Genomic DNA, 15,566 nt, shown 5'->3' with positions numbered 1-15,566 from the left:
TTTATAAGAACAAGAATAAGGATTCAAGCTTAGATCGTTAAATCATTTTCTGATTGGATACGAATCGCTTCTTGTAAAAGCCTCTGGAGAACAGCCGCAAAAACGGCGATCACCATAGAGGCGAAAATAATGGCTGTTCCCATTGGCATGAAGCTTGGAGGATCAACTTTTTGCGCCATGAGATAGTAGAGCGGCATACCTAACAGGTACAAGGTACTGATGGTGATGCCACAATATTTTATATTCTTTAAAGCCTTAACGGATAATTCCGAGAACGCTTGATTCTTATCAATGTAGCTCAAGAGTTTAAAAGCTTGATACAAAGCAAAGTAAAAAGGTATCGCAGCCGCATACATATCGATTAAAACGAGAGACTTCATATAAGCAATATCCGGATAAGATTCTCCAGCAAAATTCCCGATCTTGGGCACCAAAAATAGGCACAAAGCAAGAACCGGGATTCCAATAAGAATAACGGCCATCTTCAAAAAGAGTGTTGTTCCCCGTTTCATAAAAAGCACCTCGCTAATTTAATCACAAAATGACCTTAACACATAATTTATTGTTTTACAATAAATTAGAATTGTTTTTCATTATATTGCGATTGTTAATGAAAGGGCAAGTTACTTTTTCGACACATGAGACAACTCAACTTAATATTCTACATTAGCCCCTTATATAAAAGGAGAATTCTGATGGGAAGCAACTTCATCTATGATTACATTATTGTGGGCACAGGACCCGCAGGAGCGGTTATTGCCAAAACCTTATCCGACGATAAAAGAACATCCGTCCTCGTTCTGGAAGCAGGCGGAAACAATGATAAAGATAAACCGATTAGCGACTCAACGATGGCTTCCGAGCTGGAAGAGCAGTTCTTTCCTCAGTATTTCTGGCAAGGTGAAGGTGTTCCGCAAACGGGGCTGGACGATCGAACGTTTGAATGGACAACAGGACGTCTCATGGGAGGCGGTTCATCGATAAACGGGGAACAGTACGTGCGCCCAACAAGCAGAGTATTTAAAGAATGGGAAAGCTTACTCGGGCCTCTCTGGTCTCCTAATCGAGCGATTCAGCGATTTAAAAGACTGGAAAAATATAACGGAAAAACAAAAAATACCTTGGCACGCGGTTATCATGGGCGAATTGACATTCGTCAGGCTCCGGTAAATCCGACGTCCATGGCAAAAAAAGTAGTTACTGCAATTGAGCGAGCTACCGGCTTCCCTGAAATTCTTGATTATAATGACCCGAAAACCCCAATTGGCCCCTTTACTAGATGGCAATTATATCAGAATCCGAATGGCAGAAGAGAAAGCTCTTCCACTGCTTTTTTATCTTCCGATATCTTAACGCCGAATGGTCGGGGAATAGATGGTCGTCAATTAAGATTATTTTCCGATTCGACTGCTTTAAGAGTGATCTTTTCCAATAAGCGAGCTAGCGGAGTGGAATTTCTAAAAAGCGGTAAGCGTATAATCGCACACGCAAGGAAAAAGGTCATTATAGCTGCAGGTATTAACAGCGCCCAGCTCTTAATGCTATCCGGAATCGGATCTTCAAAAACACTGAAGGAAGCCGGTATTCGCTGCGTCTTTCATAATCCACACGTGGGTAGAAGCTTAAGAAACCACACACTGAACTTTGCGGTATTTCAATCGAATCCACACGACAGACCTTTACCTTCAAATGATCCGAATGCCCTTTATACCGGCGGCGCTTTCCTGCCTGCCCCATTGGAAATAGACAGCAAGCGACGTCGAGCGGTTCAAATTTTGGGTATTGGTTCTGAAGACGATACGTTAACGTTAGGTTTAATTTATCTGCATCCGAAGAGTCGCGGCTCCATTAAAATCCAAAACAAAGACCCGCTTAAAATCGTGCTCGCAGATGAAGGATTTCTCGATAATCCGAGTGATATGGAAGCCATAAAAAACATTTACAAGATCTATGTAAAGGATATAGCTGCTGAACTAAATTCCATAGATCCAACTTACCGCCTCATTTCACCAACGCTGGAAACGATAGATGATGATATCGAACTCGAGCAATTTATTAAAGAAAATTTTGACCACAATCATCATCAGCAAAGCTCGCTTCGTATGGCTCCTTTAAGAAACGGCGGGGTCGTTGATCGGAGAGGACACGTTCATGGGGTGAAAAATTTAATTGTTGCGGATGCTTCAATCATCCCATTTACCGTGGATGGAAATACCTCGGCGGCGGCCTATCTAATCGGATACACGATCGCTAAACAAATCAAAAGGATGATAAAAGGAAAAAGAGGAGGATTCGAGGAAGATTCGAAAATAGCGAAGAATAACCAAAAAAGAGACTGCCCCGCAATGCCTTTGACGGCTATAAGGGCAGTCTCTTTTCATATAGTTACGGGCTCTTCCCGCCTAGGATTTTCCTTATCTCTCTAGTGAACGAATTCTATGAATCTATGAATCTATTAAATAAGCATTAGCACAGGTGAATCTATTAAATCGTGAATACAATATATTAGTTTACAACTAGAAGGAGTGATAAGATTGAAAATGAAAAAATTCAAAAAAACAACGGCAAAGAGAGTGACCAGAAGCAGCAAAATGAAATCGCAATTGGTTACGATGCTGCAGAATCAAGCTAGCATAAAAAACTTCGCCGCCGCATTGAGTACCGGTGTCATTAACAAAAGCACAGCTGTCACTATTGCCCATACCGAAATCTTGAATCGCCGAAATTCAGCCATTACCGTAAGGGTCATCGTTATCAACTGGGATTCCGGTTCACCTGTCGTGCTGAGTACCACGAACCGTATAATTCCGGCCAACACGTTCAGCAGCTTTTCGACCAATGTCGGCGGTATCCAATTTCATTACGAGGTTGTCGTTTTAACTTCAAGAACTTCAAACGTCATTATCAACAACTTCGGTACCAACGCCGCCTTTGTACCGCAGGAAGGCAGTACGGTATTGAATAATGACTTGGTTAGAATCAGTATATAATAGCAAAGTCCGAAAGTAATTGAAAAGCCCTCGCATCGACCATGATGGGTGATGCGAGGGCTTAAAACTTGTTATCCCCCATCCTCAGATATGCCTGCCGGCGTCTGCAGGTTAGCTGGTTGTGCTTCGCACTCTCCTGCGTGCTACGCCGGAGGCATAAGCCGCTTGAATGACTGCCTCCTTCACCCGTTCTGCAACATGCGGATTAAATACGCCCGGAATGATGTAATGCTCACCTAATTCATCTTCGCTCACGACGTCTGCGATTGCCTGGGCCGCTGCCAGCTTCATCGCTTCCGTAACGTGGGAAGCCCGGCAATCCAGCACGCCCCGGAATAGACCCGGGAAGCACAGCACGTTGTTAATCTGGTTCGGATAATCCGAGCGCCCGGTTGCCATAACGCGAACAAGGCCCTCGGCTTCCTCCGGCAAAATCTCCGGAGTCGGATTAGCCATCGCGAACACAATCGGATCGGCAGCCATCCGTTCAATATCCGTGCGCTTTAGTACGCCCGGGCCCGAAACACCGATGAAAATATCCGCGCCTTCGATAACATCGGACAACGCTCCGCTCTCCATCTCCGGATTCGTATGCTCCGCATACCAGCGCCATGCTTCGTGCGCATAGCTGTTACCGCGTACAAGCGCGCCTTCCCGGTCAACGCCTACAATTCGCGTTACTCCCGCTGCCTGCAATATTTTCGTGCATGCTATGCCTGCCGCGCCGATACCGCACAGTACGATCTTGCAATCTGAGAGCTGCTTGCCGACTAGCTTCACGGCATTATACAATCCAGCCAGCAGAACAACGGCAGTTCCGTGCTGATCGTCATGAAAAACCGGAATATCCAGTTCCTCAATCAGCCGTTGTTCGATCTCGAAGCAGCGCGGGGACGAAATATCCTCCAAATTGATGCCGCCAAAGGCCGGAGCGATCCGTTTGATCGTAGCGATGATTTCTTCCGTATCCTGCGTATCCAGGCAGATTGGGAAAGCGTCAACGCCAGCCAGCTGCTTGAACAGCATTGCCTTGCCTTCCATGACCGGCATCGCAGCGAGCGGGCCGATGTTACCAAGACCCAGAACGGCACTTCCGTCCGATACGACAGCAACCGTATTGCGTTTAATGGTCAGCTTGTGGGCACTGTTCGGATTGTCGTGAATAGCCATGCAGATGTTGGCGACACCGGGGGTATAGACACGGGAGAGATCGTCCCTTGTTTTAATGGTCATTTTGGGTGTTACCTCGATCTTACCGCCCAGATGCATCAGGAAGGTCTGATCGGACACTTGCAGCACCGTTACTCCTGGCAGATGGTCCAGCATACGGACGATGACATCCTTGCTCGCCGCATCCACAATATTAATCGTCAAATCCCGAACGGTCGACGTTCTGCCGTTTCCGCTAACGTCGATGGCGACAATATCGCCGCCCGCTTTGCCGATTGCCGTAGCAATCAAGCCAAATGTTGCCGCCTCCTTGTCCATCTCCAGCCGGATGACGATGTTGCTGCTCCCTGTTTTCGGCATAGCCATTCTTCTCAGCTTCCCTTCCAGTTCAACTTTCGTATCCGCTAACGGGTCAACGTAACCGGCAGGCCGTGCTTTTCAAACAACTTGACCATGACCGCCTTCGCTTCCAGCTCGTCCGGACCGTGAATTTCCAGTTCATATTGCGAATCATGCAGCAGAGACAGACTGAGTCCAAGAATGCTCTTCACATCGATCACCCGGTTGTCTACCTTCATCACAATGCTCGATTGAAACGTGTTGGCCGTTTGATTGATTTCGACAATCGTTCTAGTGCCTAAGCCATCCATAAGAGCACCTCCAATTGTTTTCTAAGATTGCACATCCTGCCTTATTACCGTGTGCTGTTTGCGCTGCATCAGCTTGCCAGCTGTCACGATGGCAACGGCAAGCAGCACCGGAAGCAAGCTGTGAACGATTGGCGGCAATGTATCCAATGCATGCGCGACCCTCTCATCGCCAATGATCATTTCGCCAGCGGTATATCCAAGCAAGGCGACGCCAAGCACGATAATGATCGGAAATTTCTTCATTAATCGCATAATTAGCGTGCTTCCCCAAATAATGAGTGGAATACTTATCGCAAGTGCAAGGCCAATGAGCGCATAGTTGCCATCCGCCGCGCCGGCAACGGCCAGCACATTATCCAGACTCATAACCAGGTCGGCGATTAGAATCGTTTTAATAGCCACGCCGAGTTCGCTGCTGGTTGTCAGCTCCCCCTCTTCGTCCTCTCCCTTCATCAGCTTCAAAGCGATCCATACGAGCAGCAGCCCTCCGGCTAACTGGACGAAAGGGATATGCAGCAGCCAAACAGCGGCAAACGTTAACACGATTCGCAGCGCAATAGCGCCAAGGCTTCCTAAGAAGATCGCTTTCTTCTGCTGCTCCTCGGGTAAATTGCGGCATGCCAGTGCAATAACGACTGCATTATCGCCGCTGAGCACGATATTGATCAGCATAATTTTGAGCAGGCCAAGCAGAAGCCACTGCAGATCCACCTAAAAAAACCTCCTATCCGTTTAGCCTTCTTCGTTAATGATGACCTTCTTGCCGCGCATCTTCAGCAGAAGCGGAATACTAATCCACAACACCCCGATAATAAGAAATGCGAGGGATACCGGCTTTTGCAGGAAGATCATGAAGTCGCCGTTCGAAATCGTTAAAGCCCGCCGCATATTGTTCTCCATCATCGGCCCAAGAATAAGGCCAAGGACGAGCGGAGCGAGCGGAAAATCATTCTTGGACAAGACATAGCCGATGATCCCGCAAGCCATAATGAGCAGCAAATCGAAGGTTGAATACTGCACCGCGTATACCCCGAATACAGAAAAAACAATAATTAGCGGAATTAAATATTTAGACGGCGTCTCGATGACCTTGGCGAACAGCTTGACGAGCGGCATGTTCAGAATAAGGAGCATCAGGTTGCCGACGAACATGCTGGCGATAACGCCCCACGCGAGCTGCGGGTGATCCTGGAATAGCAAAGGACCCGGCTGAACGTTGTACATAATGAACGCGCCCATAAGAATAGCCGTCGTGCCCGACGAAGGAATACCCATTGTAAGCAGCGGAATCATTGCGCCGCCGGAAGCCGCGTTGTTCGCTGATTCCGGTGCGGCTACGCCTGCGATAGCGCCTTTACCGAACTTTTCAGGATTTTTGCTTATCTTCTTCTCCATAACATAGGAAAAGAAGGAGGCCAGAATCGCGCCGGCGCCAGGAAGCAGGCCGATGAAGAAGCCAAGCACGGAGCCGCGGGCGATCGGCCCTGCGCTGTCTTTCATATCCTGCTTGGTCGGGAGGATACGATTGATCTTGGCAATCTCGCCATCGTTGCTCTCACGCTCCAGAATCGTCTTAAACACTTCGCCGACGGCGAACATGCCAACTGCGATGGTCAAAAACTCAAGTCCTTGATAAAGCTCCGGCATGCCGAAAGTAAAACGCTCGACGCCCGATACGCTGTCGATGCCTATCGTTGCCAGCAACAGGCCAAACGCCGTCATCATCAGCGCCTTCACCATCGATTTGCCCGCCAGGCCGCTGATCGCCAACAAGCCGAGCACCATCAGGGAGAAATATTCGGCAGGGCCGAACTTGATTGCGACAGCCGATAGCGGCTGAGCAAGAAAAATGAGGCCGATGAGCGAAATAATGCCTGCAGCGAACGAGCCGATTGCCGAAATCGCGAGTGCAGCGCCAGCCCTGCCCTGCTTCGCCATTTGATAACCGTCGAGCGTAGTGACGACCGATGAGGATTCGCCTGGCGTATTTAGCAGGATCGAGGTGGTAGAGCCGCCATACATCGCCCCGTAATAAACCCCTGCAAGCAAAATGATCGAGCTGGTGGCCGCTTCCTCGGGTCCGAGTCCTCCGGTCATAGTAGCCGTAATTGGGATAAGGAGTGCAACACCGCTCATCGGGCCGATGCCGGGCAGCACGCCAACGACGGTGCCGATCAACACACCCAGGAAGACAAATACAAGGTTATGCCACTGCATGGCCGTAGCCAGCCCATGCGCCAAATAATCAATTGTGCTCATCGAGTAACCTCCTAGGAGATGCCAAGCCAAGCTGGGAAACCTGGTAGAGAGCCGTCCAGCACGTTGACAAAAAGATAATAAACGCCGTACGAGAAGCAAGCGGCAATAAGAACCGACTTCCACAGCTTGCCTCTTTCCATCGTCTGAAAGCCGATCATTAGGAACAGAAACGTCGAGATGACAAAGCCAATGTCCTCCAGGAAGAAGGCATATAAGACGGCTGCGGCGAAAATAATGCCGAACCGTTTGTAGTCAAGGTTGGATTTGCGTTTTTGCTGCTGCTGTTTGCGGAATGTCTCGTAGATCAGCCTTGCGCTCATCAAGGACAGAAAACCGCCCAGAAACATTGGGAAAATGTTCGCGCCTACATTGCTGCCGTAGGAGCTTGCCGTAATGGATCTGCTGCCGATCATAAATGCGATTCCGATCGCACAGAAAACGATGCCTGCATAGCGGTCGAAAGAAAGGTTCATCTAGGTCACTCTCCTCTGTAAGTAATAGGGGAGAAAGATTCTTCTCCCCTATTGCTGCATGGTTTCTCTATTTTTGCATGCCAAGCGCCGTCAGCATTTCGTTAAGCTGCGTTTCCTGCTGTCCCAGGAATGCTTTGAAGTCGTCCGCGTTTTTGTAATCGGTCTGCCAGTTGTTGGCCGTCATTTCGGATTTCCACTGCTCGGATTCAACCATCGCCTTCAGCTTTGCATCCCAGAAGGACTTAGCATCCGCACTCATCTCCTTCGGACCGAAGATGCCGCGCCAGATGAGAAACTCTGCGTCAATGCCCTGCTCCTTCAGCGTTGGCACATCCGCCAGACTGCCGCCGGTCAGTCGCTCCGGGGACTCAACCGCGAGAACCTTAATCTTACCGGCCTTTAAGTATTGGTCGAGCGAGGACGCATCCGTGCCCAGCACATCAGCGTTGCCGCCAAGCAGGGCGGTAATCGCTTCGCCGCCTCCGTCATAGGAAACGTACTTGACGCTCTTCGGATCAATTCCGTATTTGAATGCTGGCAGGATCGAGACCAGATGATCCATCGAGCCTGGCGCGGACCCGCCGGCTACCGTAAACTTCGTCGGTTCTGCCTTCATGTCGTCCAAAAGCGATTTCAGGTCGTTGTATTTGGAATCCGCAGCAACGGCGATAGCGCCGTAATCTTTCGTCAATTGCGCCAGCGGCGTCGTATCGTTGTAGCCGTAAGGCGAGTTTCCTTCTTTCTTCAAATGGTTGATCAGAATCGGAGGAGAGCTGACGAACAGCTTATGGTTGTCCTTGACGTCTTTCGTAGCATACTCGGCCATGAATACCGAGCCGCCGCCGCCCGGTTTGTTCTCGACGGTGATGGCCTTATCGGTCGCTTTTGTTTCCGTCAGCACCTTCGTAATAGCGCGCGCCGTCATGTCCCAGCCGCCGCCTGCGCCCGATGGCGCTACGAGCGTCAGCGATTTGCTCGGATAGTTCGAGGAGCCGGAACCCGATTTGTTTGATGCGCTGCCGCATGCAGCAAGGCTGAGGGCGAGCAAGGCGATTGGAGCGGCTTTCCAGGATTTCATAAGTATTTTTTTCATGTATGAAGACCTCCCGCATGATATTCGTTATTTGTATGCGCTTTCTTTGAAGCGCTTTCAGAATAACATCCGATTTATCAAATGAAAATGTTAAGGACATAAACGATAATAAAGCGATTGTGGTCATTTTGTTCATTTTGTCCACGGACGCCATTTAAGATAGCGGTTACAAGTTGTGCTACAATAGGAGGAAAAATCGGAGGCGAGACCTGCATGCGGCTGCAAACAAAGCTCATTCTTATCATCTGTTCCCTGCTCGCTTTCGTCATTATTAGTTTGGGCGGCATTTTCTACGTTGTCATCACTACCCTTCTCGAAAAGCAAATCGGAGAGCAAGCGCTCAAGGTTGCGGAGACGCTTGCCGTCATGCCCGAAATCCGCAACGCCTTCGACGACCAGAACCCCGCGCTTGTCATCCAGCCTCTGGCCGAATCGGTTCGGCTCGAAACCGGCGCGCAATACATCGTCGTCGGGAATCGAGAAGGCGTACGGTACTCCCATCCGATTCCGGAACGAATTGGCGGGCTCATGGTCGGTGGGGACAACGGTCCTGTGCTTGAAGGAAAACCCATTATTTCTGAGGCTACCGGCTCAATGGGCCCTTCCCTGCGCGGTAAAGCTCCGATCTTTGACAAAAGCGGCCGCGTTATCGGCATCGTTTCAGTCGGATTTTTGACCGGCAATGTCAATTCCATCACCGATGCGTATCAAATTGAAGTCATGCTCGTTTCTTTCGTCGTCCTTGTGGTAGGCACGATTGGCTCCATCCTCATTGCCCGCAGCGTAAGGCGGTCCATCCACGGCCTTGAACCGAAGGAAATAGGCGAGCTTTATATGGAGAAACAGGCTATTCTGGAATCGATCCGCGAAGGCATCATCGCGATTAACCGAGCCGGACGCATAACACTGGCCAACCGCTATGCGCACCAGCTTCTTGCCATACCCGAGCATGAGAGCATTATCGGCAAGCAGGTGGAGGAGATCATTCCGAATACAGGTCTGATGGATGTTGTTCGTTCCGGACTTGCCCAATCGGATCGGGAGATGCTGATTGGCGAGGAAGAGGTCATTGTGAATCGCGTACCGATCAAAGATTTCCAGAATCGGGTGAGCGGCGCCGTATCCAGCTTCCGCAGCAAATCCGAACTGTACCGGCTTGCCGAGGAACTATCACAGGTCAAGCGGTTCGCGGATTCGCTTCGCGCCCAGACCCATGAGTTTTCCAACAAGCTGTATGTGATCTCGGGACTTATCCAGCTCGAGTCTTATCAGGAAGCGATCGAGCTTATTTCAAGAGAAGCTAGCGTTCATCAAAATCTCGTCCAATTCATCATGCGCGAAGTTCCCGACCCGGTAATCGCCGGGCTGCTCATTGGCAAATACAATCACGCCAAGGAGCTGAAGATCACCTTCCGTGTTGACGAGGAAAGCTCCTTCCGCGACATACCGCCTCATATAGACCGAAGTCTGCTCGTCACTATTATCGGCAATCTGGTTGATAATGCGATGGAAGCCGTACTTGCCCGCAGAGAGCTCGACGAGGACAATAAGCTTACCTCCTTGTTTCTGACCGATCTAGGCGATGATTTAATTATTGAATGCGAGGATAACGGTGTTGGCATACCTGAGGATTTCAGCGAGGCCATATTCAAGAAGGGCTTCTCCACCAAACAAGGTGAACATCGAGGCATCGGGCTATCTCTAGTTGAGCATGCCATTCATAAACTGAACGGCTACTTGACCTTCAGCCGCAGCTCTCAGGGAGGTACGATTTTTACGGTAGCCATACCAAAATATGCGGATTTAAGCCAGAAGGAGCAATCGAAATGATGACGGAGGCGACAGCTATAGAAGTGTTGATTGTGGAAGACGATGTCAAAATCGCTGAAATCAACCGACGCTTTGTGGAACAAATCGAAGGTTTTCATGTCGTCGGCATTGCTACCGACGAAACACAAGCCCGGACGCAACTGGAAGTGTTAAATCCCCAGCTCGTGCTGCTCGACATCTACTTTCCCGATACGAACGGATTAAGCATGCTGCACTACATCCGTCAGCATTATCGGGATACGGACGTCATTATGATTACCGCCGCAAGAGAAAGCGAAGCGGTGCGTGAAGCGATCCGCGGCGGTGCGTTCGATTATATTATGAAACCGCTCGTCTTTAACCGGCTCAGGGAAACACTCCTTCGTTATGTTGCATTCCAGGCTGAGCTGCGCCGTTTAGCGCATTCGCATACCGTAAACCAGAACGATATCGACCGAGTGCTTGCCGGTTCGAGCAAGATCGAGATTGCGGCCGATTCAACGCTGCTGCCCAAAGGAATCGACAGGCTCACGCTGGAGAAGGTCGTGCAAGCGCTCGCCTCCGAGAGCAAGGGCTTGTCCGCTGAGCAGGTTGCTAAGCTGATCGGCACGAGCCGCTCGACCAGCAGGCGGTATTTGGAGCACCTGGTCGGACTAGGCAACGTTTATGCCGATCTGTCCTACGGTGTCGTCGGCCGGCCGGAACGTGTCTACCGAACGAAGAAATAGAAGTGTTGCAACAAAAAAAGGAGACAATTCCCCAAGTCATTGCCGCAATGACTTGGGGAGATGTCTCCTTGAACCTGAGCACTTGAGAATTCTAATTACTTGGCAATAACAACTAGCTCTGTGGAAGCTCCACGATTTCGACCGCATATGGCTCCATTGTTAAGGTTTGGTCAATATCAGTATCGTTGAAGATACTTCTATACATCCCATCAAGCTGTACGGTCTGTGGCTTACGCGTAAGGTTCAATAGGAACAAATATCGTGTTGACTCATTTGCACGCAATGAGATTTGAACACCTTCTGGTAATCCAGGGAATAAGTGCAGGCCTGATTCGTCTGCAGCCTCTTTAAAGAAATCTACATAAAAAGCTTCCTCAGGAAACGTTCCCAAGTAGTACACTTTGCCTTCACCCAAAGCGTGAACGGTTGCAGCGGTCTGGCCGGCGAAGAAATCATCTTCGTACCATGCTACCGGTTCCGCGCTTTGAGGTGATAAAATGTCGCACCATTGACTGCAGGAGTAAGACTTGTTTTGCCAACGAATAGTGTGAACATCTCTGCCGATTGGATCGTACTCCGCTACAGTGACCCCCGCAGCATCGGAAAGCGGTCCGGGCAAAGGTCGAATCCAACATATGTTATTTTGATTCTTCACGCCTGTACGAGGCATCAATACAAGCGTCGCCCCATTCTTGACGCATTCCTCCAAACGTGACGCTAGCTCTGGGTCGAGCAAGAATAGCGAAGGAGCTACAATGAGCTTATATCCGCTCAGGTCTTCATTCTCGCTCAGTACATCTGTCATAATGCCTAGTTTAGTGAAGGCGCGATGAATTGTTTTTATATTATCGAAATAATCCATTCCTTCTACTTGCGGCTGCATCTGAAAGGCGTTAAATTGATCGTGCGAATGAAGGATGACCGCTTCGCTCTGTACTTTCGTCCTTTCTAAGAGAGGAGCAAGTTTCTGTACTTCTTGGCAGAGTCCACGGTACTCTTCAAACCGCCTGCCGGGTACATTACTATGGTCAATCAGCCCGTGCCAGAATTGTTCTGCTCCCGACGGAGCGCTCCGCCACCGGAAATGCACAAGCGTATCCGCTCCACGTGCAATGCATTGCCAAGCAAAAGCTCGTATAAATCCAGGATGTGGTGTACGCCACATCGGCATCCAGCAGCCTGGGGGACCGCTAATTGTCTCCATGATCCAGAAATTCTGCCGTTTGATTCCGCGCGTCAAATCCAAGGTCAATGCTCCGCTATATCCACTTGAAACATCCTTTTCCGGACTCGTGCTCGGATAATAATCAAGGGAGACAAAGTCCAGATTCTCACAAAGTTTGTAGTAATCCAGGCTCATCGGATAGCTCCAGATGTTGTGTGTAACGAAATGATTCGGACAATGCTTCTTCAAGATGTTCAATTGCAGTTGTTGGAACTCGACTACCGAATCGGTTTCAAATCGTTTGTAATCCAGTAAATACGATGGATTTTTATGCTTGGTGCCTCCTAGTGGGGTAGTGATTTGTGACCAATTGCTGTATTCCCCGCTCCAAACGACAGTCCCCCACTCTGAGTTGACGGCCTCTATGGAACCATACTTATTTTGCAACCAATACCGGAAACGCGAATTGCAATGATCGCAGTTGCACTCGTGCAGACCGAACTCATTATCAATCTGCCATCCTACGACAGCTGGGTTAGCCGCATAGTGAAGCGCAAGTTTTTCCACGATTAAGGTCGAGTAATGTCTCATTGAAAGGCTATTATAACATCGGTGTCCCCGAACTCCGGGATAGTGCGGATGCAGTTGTGCATCACGCGGCAGTACATCTGGATACTCATTGACAAGCCAATTCGGAGGTGTACAGGTCGGTGTTCCGATGACAACCTGAATACCATGTTTTGCAAATGTATCGATTGCATCATCAAGCCACGTAAAATCGTAACAGCCTTCCGTGGGCTCTAATCTAGACCAAGCGAATTCAGCAACACGAATCAGGTTGACGCCCGTATCTTGCATGAGCTTCGCATCTTTCTCCCACATGGAGCGATCCCAATGCTCCGGATAGTAATCCATTCCCATTCTCATCTGATAATTCTCCATTTCTAATATCATTATTTTGCTTGCAATTCATTCAATAGGCTAATTATATTATTTATATAAAGAGCATTAAATCACATTTTTTTGTTATACATATCACAATTATGCTATTTGAGGTGAGATCATTGCGCATAAATCACTTTGTTCCTGACCCACGATTCGAACGCTTTCTCTGTTACCCAGAATCATTTGGCCACTACGCAAACGAGATAGAGCACTACGAGAACCGACCTAATGGACTCACCACATACAACTGGCATATCGTTCGGGCTGGCAAGGGATATGTTCGGATCGGTGAGAAAACCGTGGAACTGAACAGTGGTACCGGTTTTCTTTTCGGTCCAGGTGTGCCACAGCAATACTACGCTGACAGCATTGAGCCATGGGATATCAGGTGGGTTCATTTTACGGCTCGCGGTTTAGGTACACTACTGCAAGGACGGGGGGATCGAGAGCCTTGGCTCTTCTCGTGGGAAGGAGTAGAACGGCTTGACCAGTTGTGGTCAGAATTGTTAGATTCCCGCATGCCTCCAATGCAGGAAGGAACAGCTAGATTATCTGCCATTACTTATGAAATGATCGCTTTAATCGTCCAGCATGCTGAGACTATTGAAGGCATCCCTAAACCTGGAATGCGGGACAGGCTAACTGAGGCAGCGGAGTGGATACGCTCACACTGCCGTGAGCCGCTCACGCTCGAGCAGATGTCATCGCAAGCTAGCTGTAGTCCTTCGCATTTCAGCAGGCAGTTTCACAGCTTAATTGGGAAGACTCCGATTGAGTATTTAACGGAATGCCGTATTCTCCAATCCAAAAACCTACTGGTATCGACCAGCATGACCATAAAGAATATTGCTGAGCTTGTCGGTTTTGCAAACAGTACATACTTCATTCAGCGGTTCCGAAAGTCAGAGGGGATGACTCCGGAACAATTCAGAATACTACGAGGTGTAGGAAACAACTAACAACTTAACTGAAAAGACCGAGTAGCGCACTGATCTCCTCGGTCTTGTTTTGGTTGCTTCATGTCCAGTCGTTTCCACTTTGGTGAACCCGAAGCAGCAACGCGTTTACCATATTGAAAAAAACCCTTGATACACAAGGGTTTTTGAGTGTTTTTATTATGGTGTAGCCAAGGGGGATTAGCGGTAGACATATATCGTTGCAGGTCTATGAAATGGTATGAGAAACTGTATTATGATTACGCGGAACCGAAAGTCCTAGGTTTCCGCGAAGAGTATCGCTTTCGTACTCTGTACGGAACAAGCCTCGCTGTTGCAGGACTGGCACGACCAAATCAACAAAATCGATCAAGCCATTCGGAACGACTGTATAGATATTAAAACCGTCCGCCGCTCCACCTTCAAACCATTCTTGTATCCGATCGGCCACCTTCGGGTGTTCCCCTTTTCCGAAATTGAGTGCCGAACCTTCCAATGACGAAGTGACTACGTTCCACCCCGCCCTTCCACCGCTCAATTGATCTATCGATGCGAATTGCCGGGCAACCGTAAACGGTTCGCTATAAGAAGTGGAAACCGTCGCGACAAGTCCTATGTTTGATGTTCCATTTATCGGGATCTCCGGATGACGCCAAAAGGCGATGCTGTTGCCCACTCCGTTTAATTCCGCCCCTAGCTTTAATTGCCTTTGAGACATGGTTATCTCCCCATTTTTCCCTGGAAATGACCTCTACAATACGGTTTCTGAGCTTAATCGACTGACAACCAATTGTCCTTCAATTTGCTGGGGGTTGCGAAGCAGGTTGAAGATCGGGCAAACCTGTTCGATCGCATGATGGAGCGCCAGCAATGTTTCCTCTGACTCTTCGGATCCTATTATCAATTTGTAGTGAATGTTATGAGGGTAAATCGGGATATGCTCGTAGCCCGGACGACCCGCTAGCGGGTGCATCTCCCCTGTTACTTCAACTTCAAGCGAGTGAAGGGAGACTTGTCTTTCAGCAGCTTGGATTAATGCGATGTGCGTCAAGCAGCTTCCCAGCACCCCAAGCTGAAGCTCAGGCGAAGAGGGACCAAGATTATAGCCCGCGAAATCCGGTGGACTGTCGCTTATGACTTGGAAATCACGAATTCGGATTTCCCGAACACCGCTTCTTCCTGACGCTCTTACCTTAGCACTGATAGAATTAACTTGATCCGGCTGTTTTTCGGCTTGAACTCTACGCGCTAGAAGTGCTTCCCTTTTCTGTTTTAAGTATTCATTTAAGGTTCCCATGCTTCTACTATCCCCTTTCCTATATAACGATCCACTTTGAATAGAAGCTTAG

The 15,566-nt window shown here is 49.0% G+C and carries 15 protein-coding genes; 5 read left to right on the top strand and 10 right to left on the bottom strand.

The window, feature by feature from the left end; translation table 11 throughout:
- Positions 1-29: 29 nt before the first annotated feature.
- A complete protein-coding gene (locus WFJ73_RS00715; protein ID WP_336771042.1) occupies positions 30-512 on the bottom strand; it encodes a DUF2975 domain-containing protein in 483 nt (160 codons plus the stop codon).
- A 183-nt stretch (positions 513-695) separates the two neighbouring features.
- Between WFJ73_RS00715 and WFJ73_RS00710 the strand changes: the two genes are divergently transcribed.
- Together WFJ73_RS00710 and WFJ73_RS00705 are read left to right on the top strand one after the other, a co-directional pair.
- Positions 696-2,426: a GMC family oxidoreductase gene (locus WFJ73_RS00710; protein ID WP_336771041.1), complete on the top strand. Its 1,731-nt coding sequence runs from the start codon at positions 696-698 to the stop codon at positions 2,424-2,426.
- 108 nt (positions 2,427-2,534) lie between these two features.
- The gene (locus WFJ73_RS00705; protein ID WP_336771039.1) at positions 2,535-2,990 is read left to right on the top strand and encodes a hypothetical protein; all 456 of its coding nucleotides are present in this window, start codon (positions 2,535-2,537) and stop codon (positions 2,988-2,990) included.
- 111 nt (positions 2,991-3,101) lie between these two features.
- Here the strand turns inward: WFJ73_RS00705 and WFJ73_RS00700 are convergent, their stop codons facing one another.
- From WFJ73_RS00700 to WFJ73_RS00675, 6 genes are all read right to left on the bottom strand, one after another.
- Positions 3,102-4,526 (bottom strand): NAD-dependent malic enzyme, encoded by a 1,425-nt coding sequence (locus tag WFJ73_RS00700; protein WP_336771038.1) that lies wholly within the window; start codon positions 4,524-4,526, stop codon positions 3,102-3,104.
- Between the two features lie 38 nt (positions 4,527-4,564).
- On the bottom strand, positions 4,565-4,810 hold the full coding sequence (locus tag WFJ73_RS00695) for an HPr family phosphocarrier protein (protein WP_336771036.1): 246 nt from the start codon (positions 4,808-4,810) through the stop codon (positions 4,565-4,567).
- 21 nt (positions 4,811-4,831) lie between these two features.
- The gene (locus tag WFJ73_RS00690) at positions 4,832-5,482 is read right to left on the bottom strand and encodes a TerC family protein (RefSeq protein WP_442955920.1); all 651 of its coding nucleotides are present in this window, start codon (positions 5,480-5,482) and stop codon (positions 4,832-4,834) included.
- A gap of 60 nt (positions 5,483-5,542) precedes the next feature.
- On the bottom strand, positions 5,543-7,069 hold the full coding sequence (locus tag WFJ73_RS00685) for a tripartite tricarboxylate transporter permease (RefSeq protein WP_336771035.1): 1,527 nt from the start codon (positions 7,067-7,069) through the stop codon (positions 5,543-5,545).
- A gap of 11 nt (positions 7,070-7,080) precedes the next feature.
- Positions 7,081-7,542, bottom strand: a complete 462-nt coding sequence (locus WFJ73_RS00680; protein WP_336771034.1) for a tripartite tricarboxylate transporter TctB family protein — start codon at positions 7,540-7,542, stop codon at positions 7,081-7,083.
- A 67-nt stretch (positions 7,543-7,609) separates the two neighbouring features.
- A complete protein-coding gene (locus WFJ73_RS00675; RefSeq protein WP_442955910.1) occupies positions 7,610-8,635 on the bottom strand; it encodes a tripartite tricarboxylate transporter substrate binding protein in 1,026 nt (341 codons plus the stop codon).
- A 213-nt stretch (positions 8,636-8,848) separates the two neighbouring features.
- Between WFJ73_RS00675 and WFJ73_RS00670 the strand changes: the two genes are divergently transcribed.
- Together WFJ73_RS00670 and WFJ73_RS00665 are read left to right on the top strand one after the other, a co-directional pair.
- Complete coding sequence (locus tag WFJ73_RS00670; protein ID WP_336771033.1) at positions 8,849-10,465, top strand: sensor histidine kinase; 1,617 nt, start codon at positions 8,849-8,851, stop codon at positions 10,463-10,465.
- Positions 10,462-11,172 carry a response regulator gene (locus WFJ73_RS00665; RefSeq protein ID WP_442955909.1) on the top strand — a complete coding sequence of 237 codons (711 nt, stop codon included), beginning with the start codon at positions 10,462-10,464 and terminating at the stop codon, positions 11,170-11,172. Before WFJ73_RS00670 ends, WFJ73_RS00665 begins: the two co-directional genes overlap by 4 nt.
- Before the next feature lie 112 nt (positions 11,173-11,284).
- Here the strand turns inward: WFJ73_RS00665 and WFJ73_RS00660 are convergent, their stop codons facing one another.
- The gene (locus WFJ73_RS00660) at positions 11,285-13,264 is read right to left on the bottom strand and encodes a beta-galactosidase (RefSeq protein WP_336771032.1); all 1,980 of its coding nucleotides are present in this window, start codon (positions 13,262-13,264) and stop codon (positions 11,285-11,287) included.
- A 116-nt stretch (positions 13,265-13,380) separates the two neighbouring features.
- Between WFJ73_RS00660 and WFJ73_RS00655 the strand changes: the two genes are divergently transcribed.
- Positions 13,381-14,241: a helix-turn-helix transcriptional regulator gene (locus WFJ73_RS00655; protein ID WP_336771031.1), complete on the top strand. Its 861-nt coding sequence runs from the start codon at positions 13,381-13,383 to the stop codon at positions 14,239-14,241.
- A gap of 205 nt (positions 14,242-14,446) precedes the next feature.
- Here WFJ73_RS00655 and WFJ73_RS00650 read toward each other — a convergent pair whose 3' ends face one another.
- Both WFJ73_RS00650 and WFJ73_RS00645 read right to left on the bottom strand, forming a co-directional pair.
- Positions 14,447-14,935 (bottom strand): LLM class flavin-dependent oxidoreductase, encoded by a 489-nt coding sequence (locus WFJ73_RS00650; RefSeq protein WP_336771029.1) that lies wholly within the window; start codon positions 14,933-14,935, stop codon positions 14,447-14,449.
- A 33-nt stretch (positions 14,936-14,968) separates the two neighbouring features.
- The gene (locus tag WFJ73_RS00645) at positions 14,969-15,514 is read right to left on the bottom strand and encodes an OsmC family protein (protein ID WP_336771027.1); all 546 of its coding nucleotides are present in this window, start codon (positions 15,512-15,514) and stop codon (positions 14,969-14,971) included.
- Between the last annotated feature and the right edge of the window lie 52 nt (positions 15,515-15,566).

Source organism: Paenibacillus sp. MMO-58 (assembly GCF_037146255.1).
Classification (GTDB): domain Bacteria; phylum Bacillota; class Bacilli; order Paenibacillales; family Paenibacillaceae; genus Pristimantibacillus.
This window is presented reverse-complemented; position numbering and strand designations above follow the sequence as displayed.

Excerpts from the sequence above, each read along its gene's own strand:
- WFJ73_RS00715 (WP_336771042.1), bottom strand. The coding sequence starts at position 512 with ATGAAACGGGGAACAACACTCTTTTTGAAGATGGCCGTTATTCTTATT.
- WFJ73_RS00710 (WP_336771041.1), top strand. The coding sequence starts at position 696 with ATGGGAAGCAACTTCATCTATGATTACATTATTGTGGGCACAGGACCC.
- WFJ73_RS00700 (WP_336771038.1), bottom strand. The coding sequence starts at position 4,526 with ATGGCTATGCCGAAAACAGGGAGCAGCAACATCGTCATCCGGCTGGAG.
- WFJ73_RS00695 (WP_336771036.1), bottom strand. The coding sequence starts at position 4,810 with ATGGATGGCTTAGGCACTAGAACGATTGTCGAAATCAATCAAACGGCC.
- WFJ73_RS00690 (WP_442955920.1), bottom strand. The coding sequence starts at position 5,482 with ATGCTGATCAATATCGTGCTCAGCGGCGATAATGCAGTCGTTATTGCA.
- WFJ73_RS00685 (WP_336771035.1), bottom strand. The coding sequence starts at position 7,069 with ATGAGCACAATTGATTATTTGGCGCATGGGCTGGCTACGGCCATGCAG.
- WFJ73_RS00680 (WP_336771034.1), bottom strand. The coding sequence starts at position 7,542 with ATGAACCTTTCTTTCGACCGCTATGCAGGCATCGTTTTCTGTGCGATC.
- WFJ73_RS00675 (WP_442955910.1), bottom strand. The coding sequence starts at position 8,635 with ATGAAAAAAATACTTATGAAATCCTGGAAAGCCGCTCCAATCGCCTTG.
- WFJ73_RS00670 (WP_336771033.1), top strand. The coding sequence starts at position 8,849 with ATGCGGCTGCAAACAAAGCTCATTCTTATCATCTGTTCCCTGCTCGCT.
- WFJ73_RS00665 (WP_442955909.1), top strand. The coding sequence starts at position 10,462 with ATGATGACGGAGGCGACAGCTATAGAAGTGTTGATTGTGGAAGACGAT.
- WFJ73_RS00660 (WP_336771032.1), bottom strand. The coding sequence starts at position 13,264 with ATGAGAATGGGAATGGATTACTATCCGGAGCATTGGGATCGCTCCATG.
- WFJ73_RS00655 (WP_336771031.1), top strand. The coding sequence starts at position 13,381 with ATGCTATTTGAGGTGAGATCATTGCGCATAAATCACTTTGTTCCTGAC.
- WFJ73_RS00650 (WP_336771029.1), bottom strand. The coding sequence starts at position 14,935 with ATGTCTCAAAGGCAATTAAAGCTAGGGGCGGAATTAAACGGAGTGGGC.
- WFJ73_RS00645 (WP_336771027.1), bottom strand. The coding sequence starts at position 15,514 with ATGGGAACCTTAAATGAATACTTAAAACAGAAAAGGGAAGCACTTCTA.